Origin of the sequence: Reinekea sp. G2M2-21 (assembly GCF_015687175.1) — a bacterium.
Classification (GTDB): domain Bacteria; phylum Pseudomonadota; class Gammaproteobacteria; order Pseudomonadales; family Natronospirillaceae; genus Reinekea.
In genome coordinates this window covers 1,097,404-1,123,183 of record NZ_JADPQG010000001.1, presented here as the reverse complement: position 1 = coordinate 1,123,183, position 25,780 = coordinate 1,097,404, and the positions used below count along the sequence as shown (strand labels likewise).

At 42.7% G+C, this 25,780-nt stretch carries 23 protein-coding genes; 7 read left to right on the top strand and 16 right to left on the bottom strand.

The genetic code is table 11. The features are described 5' to 3' along the window. Positions 1-19 precede the first annotated feature (19 nt). Together IYN85_RS05160 and IYN85_RS05155 are read right to left on the bottom strand one after the other, a co-directional pair. The gene (locus tag IYN85_RS05160) at positions 20-763 is read right to left on the bottom strand and encodes a pseudouridine synthase (protein ID WP_196157758.1); all 744 of its coding nucleotides are present in this window, start codon (positions 761-763) and stop codon (positions 20-22) included. Beyond that, a complete protein-coding gene (locus IYN85_RS05155) occupies positions 760-990 on the bottom strand; it encodes a hypothetical protein (protein WP_196157757.1) in 231 nt (76 codons plus the stop codon). Before IYN85_RS05155 ends, IYN85_RS05160 begins: the two co-directional genes overlap by 4 nt. A 117-nt stretch (positions 991-1,107) precedes the next feature. Here IYN85_RS05155 and IYN85_RS05150 point away from each other — a divergent pair, with 117 nt between their 5' ends. Next, the gene (locus tag IYN85_RS05150; RefSeq protein WP_196157756.1) at positions 1,108-1,596 is read left to right on the top strand and encodes a hypothetical protein; all 489 of its coding nucleotides are present in this window, start codon (positions 1,108-1,110) and stop codon (positions 1,594-1,596) included. A gap of 58 nt (positions 1,597-1,654) precedes the next feature. On the opposite strand, the gene IYN85_RS05145 is transcribed toward IYN85_RS05150, so the two are convergent. Then, on the bottom strand, positions 1,655-3,343 hold the full coding sequence (locus IYN85_RS05145) for a stealth family protein (RefSeq protein WP_196157755.1): 1,689 nt from the start codon (positions 3,341-3,343) through the stop codon (positions 1,655-1,657). 300 nt (positions 3,344-3,643) lie between these two features. After that, positions 3,644-5,008 carry a phosphomannomutase CpsG gene (locus tag IYN85_RS05140; protein WP_196157754.1) on the bottom strand — a complete coding sequence of 455 codons (1,365 nt, stop codon included), beginning with the start codon at positions 5,006-5,008 and terminating at the stop codon, positions 3,644-3,646. 170 nt (positions 5,009-5,178) lie between these two features. Here IYN85_RS05140 and IYN85_RS05135 point away from each other — a divergent pair, with 170 nt between their 5' ends. The 6 genes from IYN85_RS05135 (at position 5,179) to IYN85_RS05110 (ending at position 12,189) form a co-directional block, all read left to right on the top strand. Beyond that, the gene (locus IYN85_RS05135; protein WP_230390596.1) at positions 5,179-6,480 is read left to right on the top strand and encodes a Wzz/FepE/Etk N-terminal domain-containing protein; all 1,302 of its coding nucleotides are present in this window, start codon (positions 5,179-5,181) and stop codon (positions 6,478-6,480) included. 66 nt (positions 6,481-6,546) lie between these two features. Continuing rightward, the gene (locus IYN85_RS05130) at positions 6,547-7,632 is read left to right on the top strand and encodes a Wzz/FepE/Etk N-terminal domain-containing protein (RefSeq protein WP_196157752.1); all 1,086 of its coding nucleotides are present in this window, start codon (positions 6,547-6,549) and stop codon (positions 7,630-7,632) included. A gap of 231 nt (positions 7,633-7,863) precedes the next feature. After that, positions 7,864-8,682 carry a glycosyltransferase family 2 protein gene (locus IYN85_RS05125; protein WP_196157751.1) on the top strand — a complete coding sequence of 273 codons (819 nt, stop codon included), beginning with the start codon at positions 7,864-7,866 and terminating at the stop codon, positions 8,680-8,682. Positions 8,683-8,748: 66 nt separating this feature from the next. Further along, on the top strand, positions 8,749-10,062 hold the full coding sequence (locus tag IYN85_RS05120; RefSeq protein ID WP_196157750.1) for an O-antigen ligase: 1,314 nt from the start codon (positions 8,749-8,751) through the stop codon (positions 10,060-10,062). Further along, a complete protein-coding gene (gene lptF / locus IYN85_RS05115; protein WP_196157749.1) occupies positions 10,046-11,140 on the top strand; it encodes an LPS export ABC transporter permease LptF in 1,095 nt (364 codons plus the stop codon). The genes IYN85_RS05120 and lptF overlap by 17 nt, the downstream gene beginning before the upstream one ends. After that, positions 11,137-12,189 (top strand): LptF/LptG family permease, encoded by a 1,053-nt coding sequence (locus tag IYN85_RS05110; protein WP_196157748.1) that lies wholly within the window; start codon positions 11,137-11,139, stop codon positions 12,187-12,189. Before lptF ends, IYN85_RS05110 begins: the two co-directional genes overlap by 4 nt. A gap of 16 nt (positions 12,190-12,205) precedes the next feature. On the opposite strand, the gene IYN85_RS05105 is transcribed toward IYN85_RS05110, so the two are convergent. The 12 genes from IYN85_RS05105 to IYN85_RS05050 all read right to left on the bottom strand — a co-directional run bounded on the left by IYN85_RS05105 (position 12,206) and on the right by IYN85_RS05050 (position 25,777). Continuing rightward, positions 12,206-14,110, bottom strand: a complete 1,905-nt coding sequence (locus IYN85_RS05105) for a nucleoside-diphosphate sugar epimerase/dehydratase (protein WP_230390474.1) — start codon at positions 14,108-14,110, stop codon at positions 12,206-12,208. Between the two features lie 10 nt (positions 14,111-14,120). Further along, positions 14,121-14,672, bottom strand: a complete 552-nt coding sequence (locus IYN85_RS05100) for a sugar transferase (RefSeq protein ID WP_196158491.1) — start codon at positions 14,670-14,672, stop codon at positions 14,121-14,123. Next, complete coding sequence (locus IYN85_RS05095) at positions 14,672-15,622, bottom strand: SDR family oxidoreductase (RefSeq protein ID WP_196157746.1); 951 nt, start codon at positions 15,620-15,622, stop codon at positions 14,672-14,674. The genes IYN85_RS05100 and IYN85_RS05095 overlap by 1 nt, the downstream gene beginning before the upstream one ends. Next, positions 15,619-16,710 (bottom strand): glycosyltransferase family 4 protein, encoded by a 1,092-nt coding sequence (locus IYN85_RS05090; protein ID WP_196157745.1) that lies wholly within the window; start codon positions 16,708-16,710, stop codon positions 15,619-15,621. The genes IYN85_RS05095 and IYN85_RS05090 overlap by 4 nt, the downstream gene beginning before the upstream one ends. A 98-nt stretch (positions 16,711-16,808) precedes the next feature. Further along, a complete protein-coding gene (locus IYN85_RS05085) occupies positions 16,809-18,080 on the bottom strand; it encodes a nucleotide sugar dehydrogenase (RefSeq protein ID WP_196157744.1) in 1,272 nt (423 codons plus the stop codon). A 10-nt stretch (positions 18,081-18,090) separates the two neighbouring features. Next, positions 18,091-19,137 carry a glycosyltransferase family 4 protein gene (locus tag IYN85_RS05080; protein ID WP_196157743.1) on the bottom strand — a complete coding sequence of 349 codons (1,047 nt, stop codon included), beginning with the start codon at positions 19,135-19,137 and terminating at the stop codon, positions 18,091-18,093. A 2-nt stretch (positions 19,138-19,139) separates the two neighbouring features. Further along, positions 19,140-20,417, bottom strand: coding sequence for a hypothetical protein (locus tag IYN85_RS05075; RefSeq protein ID WP_196157742.1), 1,278 nt, complete (start codon positions 20,415-20,417; stop codon positions 19,140-19,142). Beyond that, positions 20,410-21,456: a glycosyltransferase family 4 protein gene (locus tag IYN85_RS05070; protein WP_196157741.1), complete on the bottom strand. Its 1,047-nt coding sequence runs from the start codon at positions 21,454-21,456 to the stop codon at positions 20,410-20,412. Before IYN85_RS05070 ends, IYN85_RS05075 begins: the two co-directional genes overlap by 8 nt. Beyond that, a complete protein-coding gene (locus tag IYN85_RS05065; protein ID WP_196157740.1) occupies positions 21,453-22,649 on the bottom strand; it encodes a hypothetical protein in 1,197 nt (398 codons plus the stop codon). Before IYN85_RS05065 ends, IYN85_RS05070 begins: the two co-directional genes overlap by 4 nt. Continuing rightward, positions 22,646-23,197 (bottom strand): acyltransferase, encoded by a 552-nt coding sequence (locus IYN85_RS05060; RefSeq protein WP_196157739.1) that lies wholly within the window; start codon positions 23,195-23,197, stop codon positions 22,646-22,648. Before IYN85_RS05060 ends, IYN85_RS05065 begins: the two co-directional genes overlap by 4 nt. Continuing rightward, positions 23,184-24,584 carry a lipopolysaccharide biosynthesis protein gene (locus tag IYN85_RS05055; protein WP_196157738.1) on the bottom strand — a complete coding sequence of 467 codons (1,401 nt, stop codon included), beginning with the start codon at positions 24,582-24,584 and terminating at the stop codon, positions 23,184-23,186. The genes IYN85_RS05060 and IYN85_RS05055 overlap by 14 nt, the downstream gene beginning before the upstream one ends. After that, a complete protein-coding gene (locus tag IYN85_RS05050; protein ID WP_196157737.1) occupies positions 24,581-25,777 on the bottom strand; it encodes a glycosyltransferase family 4 protein in 1,197 nt (398 codons plus the stop codon). The genes IYN85_RS05055 and IYN85_RS05050 overlap by 4 nt, the downstream gene beginning before the upstream one ends. Positions 25,778-25,780 lie beyond the last annotated feature (3 nt).

Sequence of the window (25,780 nt, the reverse complement as noted above, 5' to 3'; positions counted from 1 at the left end):
CTTCTATTTTTCTACTTTATTAGCATTCCCGAACCCAGCCCAGGGTCTCAAACCACGCCTGCCAACGCTCATCCAAAGGTGCCTCAAGCTTCAAAGGAAAATCGGTAACCGGATGGGTAAATTCCAGTTTTACCGCCCTTAAGGCTAACGATGTGATGCCCAGCTCTGCTGCACATTCTTTGTTATGGTGTCGGCAGCCATGTCGAGTATCGCCAATAATGGGGTGGCGAATGTGTTTTAAGTGCCGGCGAATCTGATGCTTACGCCCAGTGAACGGCTGGCACTCCAGCCATGATAGGCGCATTTTGTTGTATTTACTGACAGGTAAGGATAGCTCGGCAATGCCCAAGCGGTGAAACTGAGTCCGTGCTTCCTGCGCAGGCTTATCAGATGCTGCGAATTTATCGGCTATTTTGTCGTGCTCCTCAATGAGCGGATAATCTATGAGGCCCTGTTCTGGCGCGAACCCACGGCATATCGCCCAGTAAGTTTTCTTAACATCCCCACTTACAAACTGCTCTGACAGTGTTCGAGCCACAATCGCGTCCTTACTGATGACCACCAAACCCGACGTCGGCCGATCTAAGCGATGTACGGTATGCACCTTAACATTATCACCACTGATACTCAGATATTCCTTTACACGACCTGCCAATGTGTCGGTTTCGCGCTTATCGAGCCACGAGGGATGCATCAACAGCCCAGCGGGCTTATCAACTACCAATAGACTGTCATCTTCATAAACGATGTTTAATGGTGTCATGCATCGTCTTCTTCATCTTCAACCACTTCGGTGATCGAAGGTTCACCACAAACAGCGCATTTGCCTTCCACGAAAATCCGGCCCAAGAACTCATATTCAACAGGTTCTGTCATACCCAAATCAACCTGCTGGCAATGATTACACCAGGTATTCTCCAGAAATGCCGCCTGCTCTTCTGGGTCCCGCGCATAAAAATCACGCGCAATGCGTTCCTGTTCGTCTGACATAGTGCTCCCCTTTGTGATTTTGGCAAAAGATACCATAAGTGTAACGACCTGACCGGATATTCGCCGCCACAAAAAAACTGTGCGAAAATACCCGCGAATTAACCTTTGCGACACACTATGACCATACCAACCTTTATCACCTTTGAAGTCACCGACGTCGAAACCGGCTATCCGTACGCCATTGCTTGGTCGCTACCGGATGGACAATACAAGTCTATCCTGGTCCGCCCTGAAGAAGACTGGCTGATCGACTTTGAAATGGGCAGCTACAACCCGGATGCCCCGCCTTTACAAGATTTATTGGACAAAGGTGAATCGGTCCTCGATATCCTTAAAGAATGGGATCTCGACTTTGAAAGCGGTGAACTCTACTGTCAGGATCCGGTTTTAGCCCAATACTGCCTGGATTTGATGTTTGACGCTTATGGCCGCGAATGTGATTACGATCTGATCAGCGAATATGACCTTTATGAGAACATCGACAGCTTAGATTTAGACGAACAACGTCGTTGGATTATGGACACCGAAGGGCTCAGTGCAACGCATTGTGAGGATGCGCTCAAGGCGATGATCTTTTTGTATGCCAGGTTGGACACTCAAGCTTAATTTATCAATATTTATCAAGGAGAGGCTCGAGCCCACCTTGGTAACAGCCATTATGCAATTAGGTTTTATTCCTAGCGACCAATGTTCCTATCTGATTCTTTAACCAGGTAAAAATAAGCTCTTCTGAGCGCGCGGTTGTTTTGTCGATATTCTGTATGCAAGCAAACGCGGCAGCCTTATCTTTTTTAGCCGCTTTTAACTTCCATTTAATTTGTTTACGTCGATATTTTTCTGGCGTCAGTTGAAACGCATGGAGCGAATTGTCGATAATAGCATTACCTGCTGCCAGCTCTAAATGCGCAGACAGGCTTTCCAAAAGATACTGCTCTTCGGAGCGAAAACGGTGACTCAGTTGCCGGTCAAACAATTCAGCATTATCTTCAGCGAAATGTCGTAAGCGAGATTTACGAATTGGGTGCGGGTTGTGCTCCAGTTTAAACCAACGATTCGAAAAACCCGCTAAATTAGCTGACAAACGCTGTGCTTGTTTGAACCCCGGACGAGAGGACTGCTTGCTTTTCGCTAGCACGGCTTGCCAATTAGACTTCCGTTTTTTCACCCAATTTTCCAGTGATGCCCAACGACTCCAACCTCCGCGCAGCACGACTTTGTCCTCCACGAAAAAATCCGTTGGTTTCGTTTTTTTTATAAAAAAGAAATCATCGTTTAAATAGAGAAAGTGCTCCGCCAAACCGGGAATGCGCCACAAAGCCGCACTAATGGAGCGCGTATTAAAGGTCGGCAAATGCTGATCATGCCCTTGGAACACATCCATATGATCAATTAGTTTAACCCGTTCAGAAAATGGAGTTCGCTCGATCCACTGCATCAAATGGGGCGTTTGCTGGTCAGTCACGATAAATATTGTCCTGATCCAGGGCGCATGTTTTAAAATTGAAGCCACGCAAAAGCTGATTTCGCCTCGGTCATTGTAACGAGTTGCGGGCGCAGACGCAGGTCGCTCCATATCCTGCTCGATCAGATAGTTTTTGAGCTTTTCAGCATGTTTTGGGTCTTCACCGTCCACCCAGGTAATAACAGCATCAATCGGTACCTCGCTGCTTTGGTGACTATCGGATTCGCTTTGTTCATCCACAGAAAAAGCCGTAAAGGGTTGAATACCATAGAATTCGGCCAAAACATCCCATTGTCGTCTATTTCCATCTTGGCCAATATTGGCATCCCGCAAATTAACGGCCTGAGAGTTCAATATCTTAGTCGGCGTCGTACACGGCTTGGACGCTACACGGGAACGGGTACCGTGTAAAAAAGACATCATTTTAAACCACAAATCATCCGCTTTCGGGGTTAATTGCAGGTATCGGCTTTCATCGCAAACATCGCTATGAAAGCAATTTTGCGGGTATAAAACACCTCCAAAACCCAGTGGCATTAAGGCGTCATAAGATGCGCCAGGTAAAGTTTCGCGATACCAATAGCTATAAGGTAAAACACGCCCTTTATCGTCATAAACAATGGATCGACATTCATGAGCAATAATTTCATTGGGGTACTTAAGATGATCATCATAAAGGGACCGTAACCAAGCAGACTCATATAACAGGTCATCATCACAGGTCACCACAACTTTGTCAGGGAACGCTTGAAGGCTTCTAACCAGTTTCAGATGTGGACTGTCCTGAGGAACAAACTGAATACTGAACCGCGGACCAACCAAAGACGTCAGGCTATTCGGAAGTTTGCCTTCATGAGACTCGTGTAACCACAATACAATTTTTTCCGGCAATACCGATCCAGATAAGATACTTCTTACGGTCAAATGATTTAAGTGAAACCGGGATGGTATTGACGTAAATGAAACGACTACAGGTAGTTCTTTGGCAGTAAGTGAATGCAGAGTGCTCGTATCAAGTTTCGACAACCGTCGTGACACAATCGCCGAATGCCAGATTTCGTTTAGTTTCATCTCTCAAACCACATAAAAAATCAATTTTGGGGGATTACCGACTGCCAAGCACTTTAGCAGATCACATACAAAAAAAGCAGGATCGTAAGACCCTGCTTTTTCATCACAACCGATACAAGCTTACTGGCGAATCAACGCCAGCAAATCCTGGGTTTTCTCTTCCATCAACTCTTTGTTCGCGCGAGTCTCAACATTTAAGCGAATAACAGGTTCTGTATTCGACTTACGCAAATTAAAGCGCCACTCTGCAAACTCCAATGAAAGACCATCGGTACGGTCTTCATTAATTGCGTCGGCCTTGTAAGCTTCATATACCCGTGCCATGGCTTCATCAGCGTCGGCGACCTTACTGTTAATTTCACCTGGGCTTGGGAACTTTGCCATACGCTCTTCAACTAGCGCTTTCAACGAGGTTTGCTTACGGCTCAACAAATCGATCACTAACAGCCATGGGATCATACCGCTGTCGGCGTAGGCGAAGTCCTTAAAATAATGGTGGGCACTCATTTCACCGCCGTAAACTGCGTCTTCTTTGCGCATGCGTTCTTTAATGAATGCATGACCAGAAACAGACTGAATCGGCACCCCACCGGAAGCTTCCACAATTTCAACCGTATTCCAGGTTAAACGCGGGTCGTAAACAATTTTAGCGCCAGGCTTCTGGACCAAAAAGGCTTCAGCCAACAGACCAACAATATAGTAACCTTCAATGAAGTTAGCATCTTCATCCCACAGAAAGCAGCGGTCGAAATCACCATCCCATGCAATACCGATATCAGCCCCGTTCTCTTTTACCGCTTTGCCGGTGACAGGCTGCTGCTCGTGCAGTAACGGATTCGGAATACCGTTCGGGAAGGTTGCATCGGGCTCGTGGTTCAGCTTAATAAACTCGATCGGCGCCCCTTTTGCCTTCAAGGCAGCCTCAATAGCGTCCAGCGTTGGCCCGGCCGCCCCATTGCCCGCATTAACCACGACTTTCATGGGCTTCAGGCCCGCTACTTCAATGTAAGTCATCAGATGCTCTACATAGGCCGCGCGGTTATCGATTTGGGTTAACGTACCTGGAACCGCAGCCTTTTCACCATAACTCTCAGTTTCGGCCATTTTACGGATATCGGCCAAACCAGTATCGGCTGAAATTGGCTTAGCTTCATCGCGAACCATTTTCATACCGTTGTAATTAATTGGGTTGTGACTGGCGGTGACCATACATCCACCATCGGCATTCAGGAACTTGGTGCCAAAATAGACTTCTTCCGTACCACATAAGCCCAAATCAACCACATCTGCGCCAAAATCCAGCACACCCTTTGCGAAGGCATCTTTTAATTCTGGGGAGGTTTCACGAACATCCCAGCCCACAACGACTTTCTTAGGCTTTAAGAACGCGGCAAAAGCGCGGCCAATCCGGTAGGCGATGTCTGTATTCAGCTCGGTGCCCAGCTCACCACGGATGTCATAGGCTTTAAAGCAGGTAAGATCCATTTTCGTTCCTTTATGTACAATTAACGAGCAGGTTGAAATAATGGGTGCCAATAATACAGCTTTAATTGAAAATTGGCATGTTGTGTAGGGCACCTTTTACGCTAGTATTGTTAGATATCAAACTTTTCCCGAATTACACAAGAGAATACCTAAGGATGAATCACTCGGTGATGCAGAATTCACAACAGGACCTCGCTCATTTAAGACCGGCTCCCAATGACGAAATAGATTTAGGGCAACTCATACGCAATCTAATTAATGAATGGAAACTCATATCAAGTGTTACGGCTGTTGGCGCTATAGCAAGTGTATTTGTCGCGCTAAGCTTGCCTAAAATATATCAAGTCAATAGCATCATTTCATTACCGACTCAGCAGCAACTTGGCAGTGCGACCGAACAAAACCTCATTCCTGTAAGCCCAGGGATTACCTTTAGTAACTTGCTCGTTCAACTCTCCAATTCTGAAGTTCAAAAAACCGCCTACAAAATGAGCTCATTGCCCGCTAAATTAAGCGAAAATACTCCAGAATTTAACCTGGAAGTCAGTTTTTTAGATTTTCAAAAATCATTGAAAATTGAGCGACTTGACCATGAATACAATCAAACGTCTAAAGATGAGTTGGCACCACTGCGAGACATTAAAATATCAGCAGAATCACAGTATCCCACAGAAATAACGAACTTCATGAATCAACTGCTTGATACGGCCAACACCCGTGCTTTGCAAGAATTTGAATTAACGGTAGTAAAGGCAAAATCACAGCAAATCAAGCAATTAAAACTGGATTTAGAAAACCTAACTTCTGCAGCTGAGACTGCCCGAAAAGCTAAAATCCAGCGCATGGAGGAAGCAAACGACTTAAAAATTGCACAATTAGAACAGCAACTCACCACTTTGCTTACCAATGCCAAAGAAACAAGAGAAAATCGCATCATTGCACTGGAAGAAGCATTAGCGACAGCAAAGTCATTAAATATTGTAGAACCCGTCACCTGGGATGATTTGCGACCTAATAGGCAACCCAGCCAAATCACCAATGAACTAGGTGAAACAACAAAGGCTAGCCCACTTTATTTCCAAGGTTCCAGGATTCTATCGGCTGAAATTCAACGGTTAAGATCCCGAAAAGACGATACACCCTTTATCAGTAGCTACGACCAGATTAAGCAAGATATTCAAAACCTGAAGAATGACCCTGAAATAGCCGCGTTAAAAATCCGCGAGAATGACACGATTTACATTGATCGTTTCGATGAGTTAAACCAAAAATTATCCGCTTTACAGACAGTACCCGAAACGTTCCCTGAAACGACGTTCAAAAATATCACGCTTGAACCTATAGCACCACGAAGCCCCATAAAACCCAATAAAAAGCTCATCGCCGTGGCTGGTACTGTTCTCGCTGGCTTTTTGGCGATTTTTTTGGCTTTAATACGCATTGCTATTAGGCCGACAAACGAACATATATAAGTCACTTACTCGCCGTGGTAAACTTGGCCGATTAATCAATTAACTGACATTACAGAATTTATGAACATGCAGAATACTGGAACGACAACGGATCTGGCTCATTTCCGCCCAATGGACAACGACGAAATTGATTTAGGGCAATTAATACGCAACCTGCTAGTACAGTGGAAGCTTATCGCCATTTTTACTCTTTTAGGCGCTGTTGTTGGCGTTTGTATTGCGTTACTCATTCCTAAACAATACCGCGTTGAAGCAATGTTCGACAAACCCTCCAATGCAGAGTTGGCTCCTCTTTTAGGGCAACCCTATATCGAACTTGATCGCCAAAAAATATTGTCTGACTTCCTTAAAAACCTGAAGTCCCGCGATCTGATTGAAAAGGTACTGACGGAAAACAACCTACTGACCGGCAACGATGGCGCGCCTTTAACCGAAGCAGAACAGTTTACCCAAATCCGTAATGTGGCTGCCAATATTCGAATCGCACCTGCCGAGTTTGATTTTTTACCTGAATTGAAAGATACCACCTCAGAAATAGACCAGATTTCATACAGCTTATTGACCGCCAACCCTCAGGAAGGCCAAACATTGTTGAATGGCCTGCTTAAACTGGCCACTGAAAAAACGACCCGCGACTACATCAATGACATCAACGGTGCCAGAGCCATTCAAAAACAACAGCTTGCCAATCAGTTGGTGCAGCTGAAAGATGCCGCGCTGGCGGCAAAAGCCGCGCAAATTGCTGAATTCACCAAAGCGCTGGCGATAGCCAAATCGTTAAATATTAACGATTCCGCGCAATGGACCGGCAGCAGTGACGATTTATATTTAAAGGGCACCCGCGTTTTAACCGCAGAACTCGCCTATATTGAACAAGCGGAACCCAAGTTAGGCAGCATTATTGTTAGCTACGATCAAGAGGGTTTGGCACAGACACTCAGCGCAGAAAGTGTAAAAGGCCAACTGGGTGCTATCGATAAATTCGAGATAGACCAAGCCTCCATTTCCTTTGTCAGCGATAACACGCGCGCGTACATTCCGGCAGATGCTGAAAAACCAAACCGTAAACTCATTGCTATTGCGGCAACCGTTCTGGCAGGTTTTCTGGGGCTGTTCGTTGCGTTAATCCGCGTTGCGATTCGACCAAACTGATCGGGTTAGAATTTTCACCCTGATAAGTAACGCTGCCGCGACCAAACAGGTGCGCGGCATTTTTACAGAAATACTCCCAAAATAACAAATGGCTTTAACTTCACTTGCTCAGTAATTCAAATAACCTTGAATAACAGTTACTCAGCGATTTCACTTTTTAGCCTAATGCTTTAACTTGCATCCATTGTTGCTACACCCGTAAAATCACTTTTTAACTGGCACAAATAGACGATGAAACTTAAAGAATACCCTGGGTCATTCTACCGGCAGTTTAAATTACGAAATTTAAAAGCCTCAGCCTTTCAAACCCTGCAGACTCAGGGCAACGTCATTCCTGCCATAATTTCATTAACCACCATTCCCAGCCGGTTGTCTATAGTTGACATCACAATTCGAAGCCTGTTACTACAGAATAAAAGTGCCGAAAAAATTGTACTTTGGCTGAACACAGACCTAAAAACCCAGGTACCGCACCGGCTATCCGAATTAGTTGGTCCACGGTTTGACATACAATATCGGAAAGGCACCAGTTCGCATCGCAAATTAGTTTTTGCCTTAGTTGAGTACCCAAATCACGTTATAATTACTGCCGACGACGACCTGATGTACCCTGCAAACTGGTTGGAACGACTATGGCAAGATCATCTGACTTACCCAACCGACATCGTGGGCCATGAATGCCGAACGATTACCTATAATTCAAATGGGAAAGTGCAACCTTACAGCGAGTGGAAAACCTGCAAACCCGGCGAAAGCTCCAAAAACACCCTTGCAATTGGCTACGGTGGAACCCTTTACCCGGTAAATGCCCTGCATGCTGATACGGGCAATGAAGAACAGTATCTTAAACTTGCACCGAAAGCCGATGATTTATGGTTTAAGGCTATGGCAATGCGCAACCAGACTAATGTCCGGCGTTCAAATCAGCCAAAACCAAAACCCATACCTATTGCCGGGAGTCAAAAATTGGCACTTGGCCATACCAACATAAAAGCAGACGGCAATAAGATTCAATGGCAGGCACTGTGCGACTTTTATTCATTTAACTAGACTCACTGAATACTTTTGGATAAACAAACTATTCAGCTGCTGAAGTAAATTCATTCACGGGACTTTATGAGATTTCATACCGACGTTAATTATTACTTTCCAACGCGATACCAACGTGGCCCAAATTTAGTTGCCTGGTTAGCAATACTCGCATTATTTACGTCGGCGTTTATTAAGTTATGGACACCATCAAGCGTAAACCGCTGGCCGGAAGCCATCTTCACGTTACTATTCCTCTACCCGCTGGTGACAAACTGGGCAGAATTATGTAAACACCGGTTCATTCAATTATGGTTACTTGCAATCGTTGCACCGTTGGTCTTTTTCGGCATTAACTACTTGACGGACTCGGAAATTGCGGTTCAATTTTCTAAGTTTGATGTACTGGCCAGAATCTATCTGTTTATTCCTGTTGCCTGGTGGCTGGGTGCAAACAAACGCACCATCGCCCTATTCTTGCTCGTTGGTTTTGTGGGGCTGTTATTTGGCTGCCTGCAAGACCCAAATCTGGGACGAACAGTAACACTACTGTTTAATGGCCAACGCATAGACTTCAATTTACTAAATGCCCAACACGTCGCATTGTTTTTCTCCATTAGCATTATTGGGGCACTGGCTGCACTTAATTACGCGACTGCATTTTCGGGCAAAGCGAGACTACTCTATATAGCGCTGATGCTTGCCATACTCATCGTATCAATGCTTGTATTGTTTGGCACACAGACCCGGGCAGCCTTTTTAGGCCTACTCTTCTGTGCACTTTACTTATTTGCGAACGTCATAATCAAGCTCATCCGGAAACCGGAACACCAGACCAGAAATATCATTGTTACAATTGTCGTTTTTCTCATTCTGGCTTCCACTCTTCTGCACGCTAACCATAAGAATATTGATCGGTTTAAATACGAAAACGAAACACTCAGCGCCATTATGAACAGAGATTGGGATAACATTCCTTACAGCAGTATCGGTATTCGCATAAATACCTGGTTCGCTGCGCTGGAATGGATCGAACAAAAGCCGCTTATCGGGCACGGTGGCGGTGTACGTCAATACATTATTCACAGCTCAGCGAAGCTTCCTGAACACATAAAAAAACAGTTTGGCCATTTCCACAATTCGTTTATTGAATTAACGTTGAGTTATGGGTTACTTGGGTTGATTTTAGCCCTATACCCGTTAGCGAATTTACTTGTTAAAGCCCGCCAACATAATTCCTTTGTGGAAACGTTTACCTTTTTCAGCCTGTGCTTGTTTATTGTGATGAATTTCTTCGAATCGTATCTGTTTTTTTGGATGGGGCCATTCATACTCTTCTTTATTGCTGCACCCATGCTGAGCCAGAGTTTTAGGGTTGATAAAAATGAACATATTAACTAGGTATCTGTTAAGACAAATATTTAGCAGCACCGTTGCGATTACGTTAATTACCCTGCTCCTTGTAACTTCGAACAAATTCATCCGTATTATCGAAAAAACGGACAGCACTGCGGTTATTTCAGATTTGTTCTTATTACTGGCCTACAGCATACCGGCCTATTTGGTTGATGTAGTGCCATTGGGCTTTTTCTTGGCTTGCATACTAACACTGAGCAGCCTTTACGGCACCAACGAAATGACGGCCATATTTGCATCCGGTGTACCCTATAAGACTGTATTAAAAATCCTTTTATTGGCGGGCGCCATAGGCACGGGTCTGCTTTGGTTTTCAGAGCTTTATGTCGCTCCGCATTACAATAAAAAAGTGGTGCAGCTGCAAAGATCGATCGCAGAAAAAAATCCATTTGAATTGGTTCAGGCAGGTGAATTCAATACGATCGATAAAAAGACAGGCACGGTTTTGTTTGTGCGCAATAAAACAGAAAGCACCTTGTTAAGTCATGTTTTCTTCGCAAACCCAGCGCAGAATACGTACCTGTGGGCTGAATCTGCAAAATTAATTACGGATGATGCCACCGGCCGGCGATATTTCCAGCTTAACAAAGGCATACACCTGGAGGCCCGCGAAAATACGGAAAAGAACAGCCAATCGACCTTTGCGACCTATGCGTTCGCAATCAGTGACCCTTCACCGCAGATTTACCGTGCGCAGTCGAAGGCAATGAATAACCGGGAATTACTTGAAACGGGACGGCGGTGGGAGACGACTGAATTTATCGCACGGGTCAGCTACCCGCCAATCATGTTGACACTCGCCGTATTAGCAATAATTTTTTCCCGCGCTAACCCCAGAGAAGGCCGCTTCAATATGCTGCTGCCCAGTATTTTGCTGTATGCTGTATTCACAACGTTGTTAAGCGCGAGTATAAGACCCGTTTTCAGGGGTAATGCCGACTACTGGCAAATCTATTGGTGGGTTCACCTTATTTTCTTAGCCATAGGTTTAACCTACTACAAACTAACGGAACCCACCTTTAAAACGCGGGTAACACGAAAATCTGAAAGCGCACGCTTATGAGCATTATTCAACGCCACATTTTCAAAACCTTATTTGTCGCCATTCTGGTTACATTGGTAGCAGTTGGAATTATCGATTTTTCATTGGCTGTACTCAGCGAATTAACGTATGAAGTGGGTAACAATTACTCCGAAAGCCTGGCAATTCAATATGTACTGCTGAACACCCCGACCCGAATCTATCTCTATTCTCCTTATATCATTTTAATTGGTGTATTGTTTGCCTGTGGACAAATGGCGACTCACTTGGAATTTGTCATACTGGAGAACGCCGGTTTTTCAAAAACAAAACTGATACGCCACATTATAGTCGCCCCCATTCTGTGGCTTTGTTTGTTTTTTATTTTTGGGGAAACCATCGCCCCGAGCTATGAACTGAAAGCCAAGGAATTGAAAGACCTTTCAGTTTCCGCTGACTCAAACGAGTACGGCGTATGGCACAAAGAAAATGATACTTACTATTTTTTCAGCGCCATCGATCAAAGTGGCGTTATTCAGCAAGGTTTCTATTTACAGACCTTAGGTGACCTGAGTGATGTTGCTAGAAAGGATTTCAAAAAAATCACACCGACCGCGCCCGGAACCTGGACAATAGAGCTAAGTTCAGGAAACGGTGAAACCGGGAGCAACCCACAAACTGCAGAGACCCTCACCTGGCATACACACCTGACCGCTGAACTGCTGTTGATGAAAAACAACGAAAACCTGAATTTATCGATACAGAAGCTTAAACAATATCAGCGCTATTTAGCCAGCCAAGGCCTGGCCAGTAAAAACTATGCGCTTAAACTTTGGCAGAAATACCTGCAACCGCTCCTGGCTATCACACTAGTTTGGTTGGGAATCACGTTCATATTTGGGCCACTACGCAGCTCATCCATGAGCGCCAGAATATTCATGGGCATATTAGTTGCGTTGATATTCAATATTGGGCAACAGATTATCAGTCAACTGGCACTAAGTTCTGATTTAGCAGCCTGGCAAGTGGCTATGGTCCCCATTCTGTTAGCAGCAACGCTAGCTACTGTTTTACAGATGCGTTCTACCTGAGTTAGACCAATTCAACTTATTGAACACTCGCTAATAAATCGATATCGCCTGAACTCGGTTGAAAGCCACTAACCACTTGCTGAAGTGTTTTGCGCGCGAGTTTAGAATCCTGACTTCGCTCAGCCTCTGTAATTTTGTCAAGCGCAGCGACCAACTGTTCTACATTCACGCACACTTCATTAGCGCGCAAAATTTTACTGTGTTCTGTGCCGGTAACATTATCGCCTATTAAAAGCTCTTCATACAGCTTCTCTCCTGGGCGTAACCCAGAAAATTCAATTGCAATATCACCATAAGGGTTAGCGTCGTTTTTAACATCGTACCCGCTGAGCTCTATCATACGTGATGCTAAATCGACAATTTTAACGGGTTCGCCCATATCGAGTACAAATACGTCACCACCTTCTGCCATAGCGCCAGCTTGTATCACTAACTGCGACGCTTCGGGTATCGTCATAAAAAATCGTGTTATATCTGGGTGTGTAACCGTAACAGGCCCACCCGCTGCAATTTGTTTACGAAACAAAGGCACAACTGAGCCCGAAGAACCCAGTACGTTACCGAATCGCACCATACTAAACACAGTAGTCGAATGTACTGCGAGTTGCTGTACAACCTGCTCTGCCATACGTTTGGTAGCGCCCATTACGTTAGTAGGCCTCACCGCCTTATCGGTAGAAACAAGTACAAAGTGCTCACAACCGTTTATATGAGCTGTTTCGGCCACTACTTTAGTGCCCAGAACATTATTGCGAATACCTTCAAAAACATTAAGTTCTACTATTGGCACATGTTTATAGGCCGCAGCATGGTATACCGTGTGGGGTTTGTAGAGTTCAAACAACGCCTGTACGCGCTGTTCGTTACCGATACTTCCCAACAATGGCACCAATTGGGTAGAAAAGCCTTGTTCAATAATACGTTTAGTCAATTCCTGCTCTATTGCATAAAGCGCGAACTCGCTTTGCTCATAAACTATAAGTACGGCAGGTTGCGCGGTAATTATTTGCCGACACAGCTCTGAGCCAATTGACCCGCCACCACCGGTAACCAGAACCGTCTTCCCCTTTATGCACTTTTCAAATAGTTCAGGATTCGGTGGAATGGGATCTCGCCCGAGCAAATCTTCTAGTTCAACTTCTTGAAGTTGATCAAAAGTCGCTTTACCTGCTATCAGATCTGGGAATGCGGGGATGGTTTGCACATGCACAGGGAAAGGCTCTAACCTATCCAAAATACGTTTACGTTCTTTCTTGGTGGCTTGCGGCACAGCTAACAAAACGCGTTTTACTTTTAATTCTTGCAAAGCTTCTTCAACATATTTAGGCGAATACACCCTAATTCCATGTACAGAATGCTTCCAAAGCTGCGGATTATCATCAAAGAAAGCAACCGGAATAAATTGACTGCCCTTCTGTAAAGCCGTGACTAACTCCATACCCGATTGACCCGCACCATAAATGGCAACCGGCTCTTTACCCACAAAATTGGAGTTTATCCACTGGAATAACCAGCGCACCCATAAGCGGCTACCACCAACAAACGCCAACAATACCATTGCAAATATAATCGGAATTGACCGAGGGAACCCAGGTTCACGTGAAAGAAACACCATGCTCCATAACACCAGAGCCATAAACACTGAGCCCTGAACAATGGCCCACAAAGCTTTACTGCCAATAAATCGCACTATGGCTCGGTAAAGCCCTAAGCGGGCAAAAGAGAACACAGAAATGGGAACAATAACAGGGAACAGCCACCAAAACTGATTTAATAAGTATTCAGGCCAAAAATCCCCCATTCTCAACGCCAAAGAAGCCCATAGCGCAAAAGGCACCATTAAGCAGTCTGCAGCCACCATAATCCATCTTTTGTGGCTACGGCGAAGCCGCAAATAACCACGGGTTAGTTTCTTTTTCAACATCTATCCTTCAGTACTTTACCCGATCACCACTGCCCTTCCCGACAACAGTAGCGAAAATATAATAAAAATAGGTCTTTAATGTCAGGTTATGCAGCATAGCGGCATCGGTCTCTGCTAACAATTTAGGGGTGGACATGTCGATTTCATTAATTTGTGCCAAGCCCGTAATGCCAGGGCGAACGCCATAAACGCCACGAGATTCACGTTCTGCAATTAGTTCTTCTTGGTTATAAAGATTCGGCCTTGGCCCCACCAAGCTCATTTCGCCTTTAAAGACATTCCAAAGTTGCGGTAGTTCGTCGAGCTTTGTTTTACGTAAAATGCCTCCAAACTTGGTGATAGACGCGCTTGAAGCCAAATGACTTGCAACGGATGCGGTATCGACACTCATGGTTCTGAATTTAATGAGCTTAAATGCTTTTTTATTACGCCCAACACGCTCTTGTATAAAAATGGGAGACCCAGTATCAAATAAGCCGATAATGATCAGCACTACAAAAACAGGAAAGCCTATTACCAGACCTATTACAGAAAATAAAAAATCAAAAATTCGAAGCATCACTTTTTCTCTTTATACATTGCGGCAATGGTACTTTTGAGCTGTTCGTCCATAGAAACTGGCGGGACCCAAGATAGCTGCTCTTTAGTAAAGGAAATATCAACCCGGAGTGAACCAAACAACCGCTCTACTGCACCTGATTGGCCCAGCAGCTTTGCTGGCCCCAGCATTAACCACTTTGGCACAGGAAGCAGCAATAACTTTTTGCCCATTGCAGCCCCAATCTTATTTAGCAATTCAGAGGTAGACACATCTTCATCATCACTGACTAAAAAGGTTTTACCAGCTGCATTCTCATGGCCAATACATGTCATGATTAAATCTACAAGGTTATCTAAAGCAACCAAACTGCGTGAGTTATTAATTGCGCCTAAAGGGAGTGGAAGCGGCTTTGCGCTAAGCTTGAGTAAACTGGCGAAATTCCCCTTTACTCCTGGCCCGTAAACAAGAGGCGGGCGAATAATCACGAGTTCCATATCGCTTTCCCGAACTAATTCCTTGAGTGCTTCTTCGGCTTCGTATTTAGACTGGCCGTAGTAATCTTCAGGGCTTGCAGTATCGAAAGGGGTAAAAGCGTTTTCGTCAGATGTACTCCCACCATTAACCTTAATAGAGCTGATGTAAATGAACCGCTTTACACCACTCTGAATGGCAGCATTTGCTAAAGCAATACTGCCTTTAACGTTAGTAATGCGATATTCATCCAATGGGTTTTCACTGGAGTCTTCCATAACATGGGCTCGCGCGGCACAGTGAATAATGCTTTCCATTCCATTAACCGCATTGCTTAGTAATTCGATATCGTCCAACTCACCTACAAATGAGTCTAACTGGCCAGCATCAATTGGCTTTCGGGTTAAGGTGCGAGCGTGAATATTCCTTTGTGAAACCAGCTGCTTGATTAAAGCCTGTCCAAGGAACCCATTAGCACCAGTCACCAGAACATTCATACAATTGGACCTTTAGAAACAGCACATTCCAATACGTCTTTTGCCATAACAGACATTATTTTATCCCTAGAATATTTATTTTTGAACTCTGCGCGCTCAAATGTGCCTAACGTCAACGCGTCCAATCCTTTCGCTCCAGCCTCTGAGTTACCGGGCGGAAATACAGAACAATTATCGACTTCAGATTTCAAAAACTCAGCAGCATAACCACCTACACCAGCTAATATTGGCTTACCTAGCGCAGCATACTCAAAGAGCTTCGAGGGAAGAACTTTTTCAAATGCGGGTATATCATTTAAGTGCAGAAACAACACGTCTGCCTCTTCATATTCAACCAACAGTTTCTCTCGCGATATAGGGGGAAGTAGCTCTACATTTTTCACTCTATGCTTACTAAGATGCTCTTTTAATAAATCTTTACGCCCACCATCACCTATCAACCTAAATACTGCCCTGCCTTCAAGTTTTTTAGCAATCGCTGGAACAATTATGTGAAGCCCCTGCCCTTCTCCCATATTACCAGCATATAAAATATTTACAGGGCCTTCCTTCTGACCCTTAGAATGAACTGTATCCTTGATAAAAAGCTCATCAATTCCATTCGTATGGAACGTCAAATCTAAATCATCATATCTAGATTTAAAGTACCCTCCAAACCCCTCCGACACCAAGTTAATCCTAACGGCACTACTTACCGCGAATTTCTCCAACATTTTAAACACAGGCAACATAAAAAAAGTTACTTTACGCGGAAGCACATCAGAAATGGTATCTACAAAAATATCTCTAATATCAAGATACAGAGGTACTCGTTTCATACGGCTAATTAGAGCCCCTAGACAAGCCGTCAATAGCCTGGAACTAGTCGCGTATATCAAGTCATATTCTTTCCCTTTCAGATACTTCAGCGCCAGAGAAGCAAACACAGAAAAAGATTTTGCTTGATCTATCATCCCACTCTTATGATATGGCAGAGCTATACGCTTTACCGTTAAGCGGCCATGCGACTCAAGTTCAAAGCCACTTGCACTATAGCTCGCATAACGGTTAGGAAAAGTCGTGATAACATCAATTTTTACATCTTGCATCTTCAGTAAACATTCGACCAAAGCCCGGGTTCGGAACGACCCTGCGCTAAGGTCTGGACTATAGTAGAAGGACAGGATTGCTATTCTTTTCACTTTCACTACAGCCTAATTACATTTACTTCATTTTTCGGCAATACAGATTTCAAATCCATTAGAACAGATATAGGCTTCAATAAAGTCTTGATTTTCGACGAGCTCATTTCAAGAAACTGCTTGTGACGAACAGCAATTAACACAGCATCGTACATGCCTTCTTGCCCCTTCAATGACTGTAAAGCCCCAATTCTTAACTCTTCTTCAACATCATGGGGCGATACCCAAGGGTCGTAAACATCCACTGCTATGTTTAGCTCTTTAAGATGATTGACTACATCGACGACTTTAGTGTTTCTAAGATCAGGGCAATCTTCTTTAAATGTTATTCCCAGTACCAATACCCTACTTTTAGCCACATTTATTTCTTTTTTTATCATTTCCTTTGTAAGTAGGCCTGTAACATGAGCTGACATATTATCGTTAACTCGTCGCCCTGCACTTATTACTGAAGGATAGTATCCAAATTGCTTAGCACGATAGGTTAAATAATAGGGATCTACCCCAATGCAGTGCCCTCCTACAAGCCCAGGCTTAAACGGCAAAAAATTCCATTTTGTAGAAGCAGCCTCAAGTACAGACTCTGTATCAATTCCCATATGCGAGAATATAACTGCCAGCTCGTTAATTAGAGCGATATTTAAATCACGCTGTGTATTTTCAATAACTTTAGACGCTTCCGCAACTTGAATTGACTCAGCCACGTATACACCGGCTTTAACGACCGAAGCGTAGGTTTCTGCTATAATATTTGCAATGTTTTCGTTTTGCCCAGATACGACCTTTAGAATATTTTCAAACGAGTGCTCCTTATCACCAGGGTTAATTCGCTCAGGAGAGTACCCCACAAAAAAATCTACCCCAGCCTTCAATGAAGACTCCTGCTCCAAAACAGGTATGCAATCAAATTCTGTAGCACCTGGATATACAGTAGATTCAAACACAACTATATCGCCAGCTTTCAACACAGACCCTACAGTTTTAGAGGCTCCTAATAAAGGAGATAAATCAGGAACTTTTGAGCCATCTATTGGCGTTGGAACGGCTACGATATGAAAATCTGCCTCTACGAGGTCACCTGGTGTCGAAGTAAAGAGAATATCAGCTTCCGCCAATTCACTAGCCTCAACTTCTAAAGTGGAATCAACCCCAGACTTAAGGGCATCTACTCTTGCATTAGATATATCAAAACCAATTACTTTGTGGCGCTTCCCAAATGAGACTGCGACTGGCAAACCCACATACCCCAGCCCAATAACAGAAATTTTTCTACTCATAAAACAAAACCTACCCTTTTAATAAACCATAAACTATGGTAGTTATATCTTTACCTACTTTATCGCTATGGAAATCTGCACAACTATTCAAACAACTTCGCTTTATCGAGCTCAAATCACTTCCATAAAGCTCTAGTAAAGCGGCCACTATAGAACTAGTATCTTTAACATTAACGATAAATCCGTTCACTCCATGCTTAATGAATTCTTTATTGTAAGCCCAATTTGAAGCAATAACAGGGAGCCCCGCAGAAAAGGAATCAATTAATACACCCGGAAACCCCTCACCTTTATAAAAAGTAGGAAACAAAAGTGCATCATATTTACCAATCTGGCGCTGCACCTCATGGCTCTGAATTACCCCCTTATACCTAACGTCGCTACTATATTTCTCTAGCAGACTCTCAAATTCTTTCTTATACTCTATATCGATCGGACCAAAAACATCTAAAATAATGCGGCTATTTGTCAATTTATTAAACTCTGCAACTGCCTCCAAGGCATAGCCTACTCCTTTCTCAGCGGTAACTCGCCCTATGTACACACATTGATTCAAATAGGTGAAATCTTCAACATTATTTATATTCGATTTCAGCTGATTAACAACGTCTAAACTAAAATCCTTACTGTTAGGAACAACTAGAGAAGTAATCCTTTGATTTTGCAATAATTTCTGCATTCCTTTTGTCTCAACCAATATTGCATCAACCCTTCTAACCAACCACCTTAGAACCTTTCGTCGCTCAAGGTAATTTGGCAACCAACCCCCAATGACAGAATAAACTGTAATTTTTTTTGAAAACAACTTCACAATGGAAGAGAATAAAACCATATAAGGGAGTAAAGATTGCGCTGGAAGCATAACCATAGCGTCAGCTTTGAAGATCGAAGCTATTAAGGTATATAAAGTTGCGATAGGCTTAGTCTTGAATTCCTCAGAATTCAACTCAATCACTTGCCAAGTGTTCCCTAACATCTTACAAATCTGCTGCGTCTTTACAGTTTGACCGCACTGCCTACCACTAACTACACCAAAATTCCCAACTACCAATATCACGTTCAGCCCCTCTTGTGACAATCAGCCAAAACCATAGAATACGCCACATAGAGAAGCAAAATACTTGAAAAATGTTGCACCTCCACAAAAAACAGGCCAACGATTACCGCCACCCAAACCAATGAGACACCTAAAAAAAATGGCTTTCTAGTTTTTCGAAAAATGAGAATTGACTGAATGAATAAAACTAACAATACGATGAAAAATGTAAAAGCCAATACTAAGCCGCCCTTCACAATGTAACTTAACCAACCAGAATCTACGGCACCAAACAACGAATCAGGATTTACACCCAAACCAAAAAGCCACCCATTATTTTGATTGAGCAAACTTACCACTCCTTGCCACATATCAAGCCTTCCACTTAGCGATGTATCTTCTTCTAGGCCCAATACACTAACAACGCCAGACCACAATCGGTCAATTTTCAAATAATCGAAAAACAGCCATGCCATCCCTACTGCTCCTGCACCAATAGGCACAAATAGCAATAAATACTTAAAATACATCCGACTAAGCGAACTATTACGTGATGCAAACAAAAAAATCACAACTAAAATGAGAGATGTTATATAAGCTATAATCAAACCTAGAATAGCACTGCGAGAATTGGACACAAATGGCAATGACGCTGCCATCAAAAGCATTACTAAATTAAGGAGTGTACTTTTTTGAATGTATTTTGCTAATACTAAGCTAAACGCGATAACGCCAAACCAGCCCAATTCATTAGGTCCTTTTAGAAGGCCTGACGAACGGCCCCAATCATCAAACTTAAACCATTCATTATCAGAATACACCCAATGGTGAGGTAACACCCCATAAGGAATCACATTTTGAAACTCTAGCAACTGCAATAAGCCATAAATAAAATTCAGAGCAATCATAAACCCCAAACAGTTGTAGAAAACCAATTGAATATCGTATGATTCAGAGACCAGTATAGGGGCTAACAAAATAAGTATAGACAATAGAAAAAAACGAGCAGATGTCAGGAGAACCCCTGAGACCTGTTCATTATTTAGCACCGAAACAAACAACGGCAATGAAATAAGCAAGGCGATATAGAAATAGACCCCAAGTAACATTCGGATATTGTAAGCCTTGAGCCTGACACTACCACATTGCAACAAAAAATATAGCAAGAGAAATACTGCAATCAAATCAAAAATGTAGACTCTAGCCCCTGCAACTTCAAATGAAAAAAACGAAGTACCCAAGCTTAGAAACAACAAAACTGATACCCACAAAGCCAACGGGAGCGATAGTATCCTACTCATCACCAACGGCCTTAACAAACTCTGAAACCATAGCTGCTGAAGAATAAAAACTCGCACCCTCAACAACAAGAGCTGGCACAGGCATATTTTCTAAAAAGAATGCAATAGAATTAACAATATGTTTATTTGGTGAATTTGAATCAAGAACAAGCCCACGGCAACGCCTCAAAACCTCTTCAGCGCCATCTCCGCTATAGGCAATAGACGGGACTCCAAATGATGCAGACTCTAGAAATGTCAGCCCAAATGATTCCTCATATTCGGATAGCAACCAGTTTACACTACAATGTTGATACAAAGCAGCGAGACTTTCACCATGCAAAGCCCCGTGCATTGTCACATTCAATCCTGCTGTCGCATCTTTAATTTGAGAAAATAAAGGTCCATCTCCAACAATGTGCCATTCCAACTCTGGATAAAATTTCACTAACTCGATGTATAAATCCACCATTCGCAACAGGCCTTTCTGTGGAACTAATCGCGAAACCGTTAAGAGTGATTTTGATCTTATAGGAGAAGATAGGGGAGTCGTAACAAATGATTCAAATTTGGAAGTATTGCGCAATACGGAACTTCGATAATCCCTACCTAGCTCATCTCCAATCTTCCTTCGCAAAAACTCACTAACAAAAACCACATTTTTAGCCGATCGTAATGCTCTTTTATAAACAACCCTAAAAAGACTTGACTTGATCGACTCTAACTCTTGGCCATGCATAAAGTAAATTACTTTATTCGACATGCCGAATAAGTTTAAAAATGCACCTAATTTATGGTAACGCTTGTCATTTGCAATAATTATGTCATATCGAAACAGGCAAAAGATAAACTTAACAACAGAATATAGGTCACCTAAAAAACTGCGGGCATATATCGCCTCACCTTCCTGAATAACCTCTTCAGAATACTTTGCATGAAAAACAAAAAGATCGATTCCAGACTTATTTAAACAGCACCTCTGTCCAAAAATATTGCGCGCAACCGAGCCTGCGCCACCTAAAAACGGAGGGTATTCATGAGTAAAAATGATAGCTTTCATGACTTAATTTGCCGGATAATTTTTGCTGAATTCGCCAGTATTGTAGTTCTAAGATTTCTAGAATGGTTTTCACGCCCAGAATAATTACAAGATGCTAGCTTTTTATATACAACATCCAACAGGGGTGTCCATGGTCCTTCCCCTAACTCTACTTGGCACAGAGATAAAGCGTTAAAAACCCATGCATCAGATCTTGGTAAATAACCTTTATAGCCCACTGGGGTTCCGTTTTTATTCACCACACCCCAGAAATACTCTCCATTCCACCCTTTATCGATTACCCACTCCATAGTTTTCACGGCGGAACTTTTAATTCTGTCCTTCATAATTTCGTCTTTAGCTATATGGGTCAACCGGAGAGAAGCGGTCACAAACGAAACAAGACCCCAAAGATGTGCATTTTCGCCGAAGTACTTGCTATGGTTCGCGTACGGTATATATCCATATTCATCTTGTTTTAATCTGACATGTTCGTACAGAGACCATAGAGCAGTACTATTGGTAAATTTATCCGCTAAAGGGCCTATTGTATGCATTTCTATCTGCTGCATCTGGTGATAGAAATCGACTTTATCTTTAAGCTCTTTCGAAGGAATATCCGATTTTTGATCAAAGTAAGGCCAGAAAGCAGTCTCTTCGCCTTCGCAAAGCTCTATCTTACTATTTATAAATCGACCTAATTTAATATAAAGCTCTTCCGCCGAAATATCTTTAAAACAACTCAAATATGAACCGATTGCACCAAGCGCAAATGATACACCATTGATGACAACCGTTTCTCTAATCGCTTTTGGGCAGTAAGGAATAGTATATGAATCATCGGGCATCCTAATGGAGTTTTCTTTTATCCACTGAATCCCTTTTTTAATGCTCTGGTCTGCTACTGTGGTATCAAAAGTAGTCTTATAGTCGACCAATGCAACAACACTATAAAGTTCGGGAGTAGAGCTAGTACCCTTCTTCTTCCTGAGCCCAAAATTAAATGCATAACCTATATCAAAACCGCCATCTTTAGATTGCGTACTGATCAATAAGGCCGCAACGCGAGCAGCTTCGTCTCTCCAATATGCCCCCCCAGTAACTCGATACATATTGCATATACCTAGTAGCGTTTGATACAACGTCTGGCTTGAATGCTTTACGTATGGGGGACGAGCAGCAAAAAGCACTAATTCCTTCATTTTATTTTTCACTTTATTTTTCCCGCAGGCACTCCACCATATATACCACTTTCTCTAAAAGTTTTAGTCAAAACAGCGCCTGCGCAAACTAGAGATGAAGAAGGCACCTCTATACCGGCCATGACCCTAACTCCAGCGCCTAACCAAGTGCCATAGCCGATTTTAATGGCACCTGGCTTACCTGGCCCAAAACGGTAACTCCCCTGTTTTAGCGTATGATTACTGCTAACCATAGTCACTTTTGGTCCAATCATAACTTGGTCTTCAAGGACAATCCCCCCCCTAAGACCACTTAGCCAGGAATCAGTTCCTATATAAACATCGTCGCCGATTCTAATACCCGAGCCATGCTCAAACCTAACACCCTGCGCCACTTGGAAATTACCTCCTACAGCACCAATTGAAAGCCCATGGATTCTACCTCTAATCCTACAGGACCGCTCATCTGGTGGTAATAAATCTGCAATAGATACGAGCAACCTATGCCCCACGCTGAGAACAGTTTTAACAATATAAATGAACATATTTCTAGCTACAGCTATTTTTCTAGCTAAGAGCATTTGACCTCCTTAAAAACCACAAACGAGCAATTGAAATAATAGCCAGTACGAAACATATTAGCTTTGGCGAACCGATCTCAAGGAGCTCTAAAATACAAACAAACACAATTAAAATAAAAAATAAATAGTAATAAGCACCATAATTAAAGTCACTAAGAAACAACCTTCTGATGATAAACAAATTCATTACTTGCCCTAGGATAGCTACAAAAACTCTGCTTAACACTACCCCTAGCACTCCATATTCAGACACTAATAGAAGTGCAGCAATGATTTGGATAGAGACCAAAAGAACATTAGAAAATAAAAATATTCTTGCTGCACCTGCTGCAATAATTAAAGTACTATTTATTCCACCAAGCACGCTAACTGAGCTAGCTAGCGAAAACAAAATTATAATCGAAATATAACCTGTGACCCACTCACCAAAAATATAAGGTATAAAGTCTGCGCCAAGTAAAAGCCCACAAAAAACCACGAGCGAATATGCCGTCACATACCTACCAAAGCGATGGTATCTTTCAACAATCTTATCTGTTCTTTTAGCGCTAATATCGGTTGAGAAATCAGGCATATACAACAGAGCAAGCTTATCTGGTATATACCGAATCAACATACCAATTTGAGAAGCCAAAAAATACGCCGCGAGCTGCAACGATCCAACCCTTGACAAAACTATAATTTGGTCGAAATACAGGAATAGATAAGAACTGATGCTATTAACATATGTCGGAACTAAATCCTCTCTTTTCTTCCATAAAATCGAAAACGAAACTGTATTCAGCTTCAGCTCATACCTAAAACTCCAGGAAAATACAGTAAAAGAGACTAAACCATAGGCAACATAAGCATAAAATATAAAATCATCATTCTCCCATACGCCCAAGAATAATATGATCGAAGCAAAGAAAGATATGTACGCCCAGAGGTTCGACAACACTGAAAAATATACATATTTTTTTTGTGCTAGTTGAAATGCAATTCCAATTGCTGACATTGATGAAAGGAAAATAAGCACCAAAATCTGAAATAAGCTATAGCCTTGACCAATTCCAGATAAAAAGTCAATTCGACTAGATATCATAGAAATTAACAGAAGAACAATTACCAATAGCAGAAAATTAATGACTAAAAAACTAGAAAAGAAAGCCAGCTGCTGCTCCTCTTCCAACTCAACATATACTTTTGCAACTGAAGCGCCACCACCTATCACCAGAAACGTTATAGCCCCTTGAGTAATCATCATTAGAACAGCAAATGACGCAACTAATTCAGCACCACTAATAGAGTTAGAAAACATCCAAGTTCTCAAGTAGTTAACTGGTATTGCGACCAGAGAAAGAATTGCCAACCAGCGAACGCCCTGATTAAATGAAGCCTTACTCATTCAGCACCAACGTTGAGTAATTTCTTGCAAAAGTTGCCCCAACCATATTTTTGAGCAACTATCTGACTAGATTTAAGGCACATTTTTTCGTACCGAGCAGCATCAACGAGCAAAGCCATTTCCAAAGTCTCTGCTAACCCAGCAATTGATTTATCTTCAACAAGAAAACCATTTTCGCCATGCAATATAATCTCGTCTGCCGCTGTAGCGACACCAATACCACTTTTAATACCTATAATTGGTGTTCCACATGCCATAGACTCCAAGTAAACTTGACCAAATGACTCATAGAATGTGGGCAATATGGTAAACAATGCAGATGAGTACATACCAGCTAGACTTTTACTTGCACGACCCGCAAATACAACTCTATCATCAATTTCTAACTTTTTGGCTAATGCTCTAAGTTCGAGTTCAGCAGGGCCATCTCCCACGAGTATTAGCTCAGCCTTTAAGTCAACACGAGAAAAAGCTTGAAAAAGGTGCTCCAAGTTTTTTTCAGGAGCTAATCTACCTACATATAAAAGTTGCTTTCGCTTAAAAGACTTTCCCACCCGTTTCTTTTCGATGCCAAATAATTCCTCATCGTAACCTGGGGAAAGCACTCGCGGTAGACTATCAGCCAAGCAATGAAGCCTGGTAAGCTCTCGCAACATCATCCGGCTAAAAACAAAAGTTTTAGCTTTATTGTAGGAAAGCAATTTAGCCTCAAGTATTGATGAATACTTTGAATATGAATACATCAAAATACTTTTAACGAAACGATACACTCCCCACCCGCTCCCGTCTGATTTTGATAGTCCTTTTCTTTCCATTTCTGAAGTTGTAGAGAATACATGCAAATGGCTGACGTCAGCATATCGACAAGCCGTGGCTGCGCTCAAAGATCTTGTAATCACAATATCGTAAGAATTAGAACCGATTTCAACGGTTTCCAAGAACTTTTTAAAAACTCTTATTTGGCGGAGCAATCTAATTATCGGAACTTTAGTATTTGCCATATCTAAACGCCGAATTTCAACATCCTTCGCTAAAACTTCAAAATCTCGAAGCGCCGGATCATGCTTAGTACATAATATTGTAACAAACCACCCTTGGTCTGCTAAAGTCTGTGCAATTGCATCAAGTGAACGCTCTATCCCACCGATAGAAGGAGATGCATAGTTTGCTATCAATAATGCTTGCCTACCCATGCA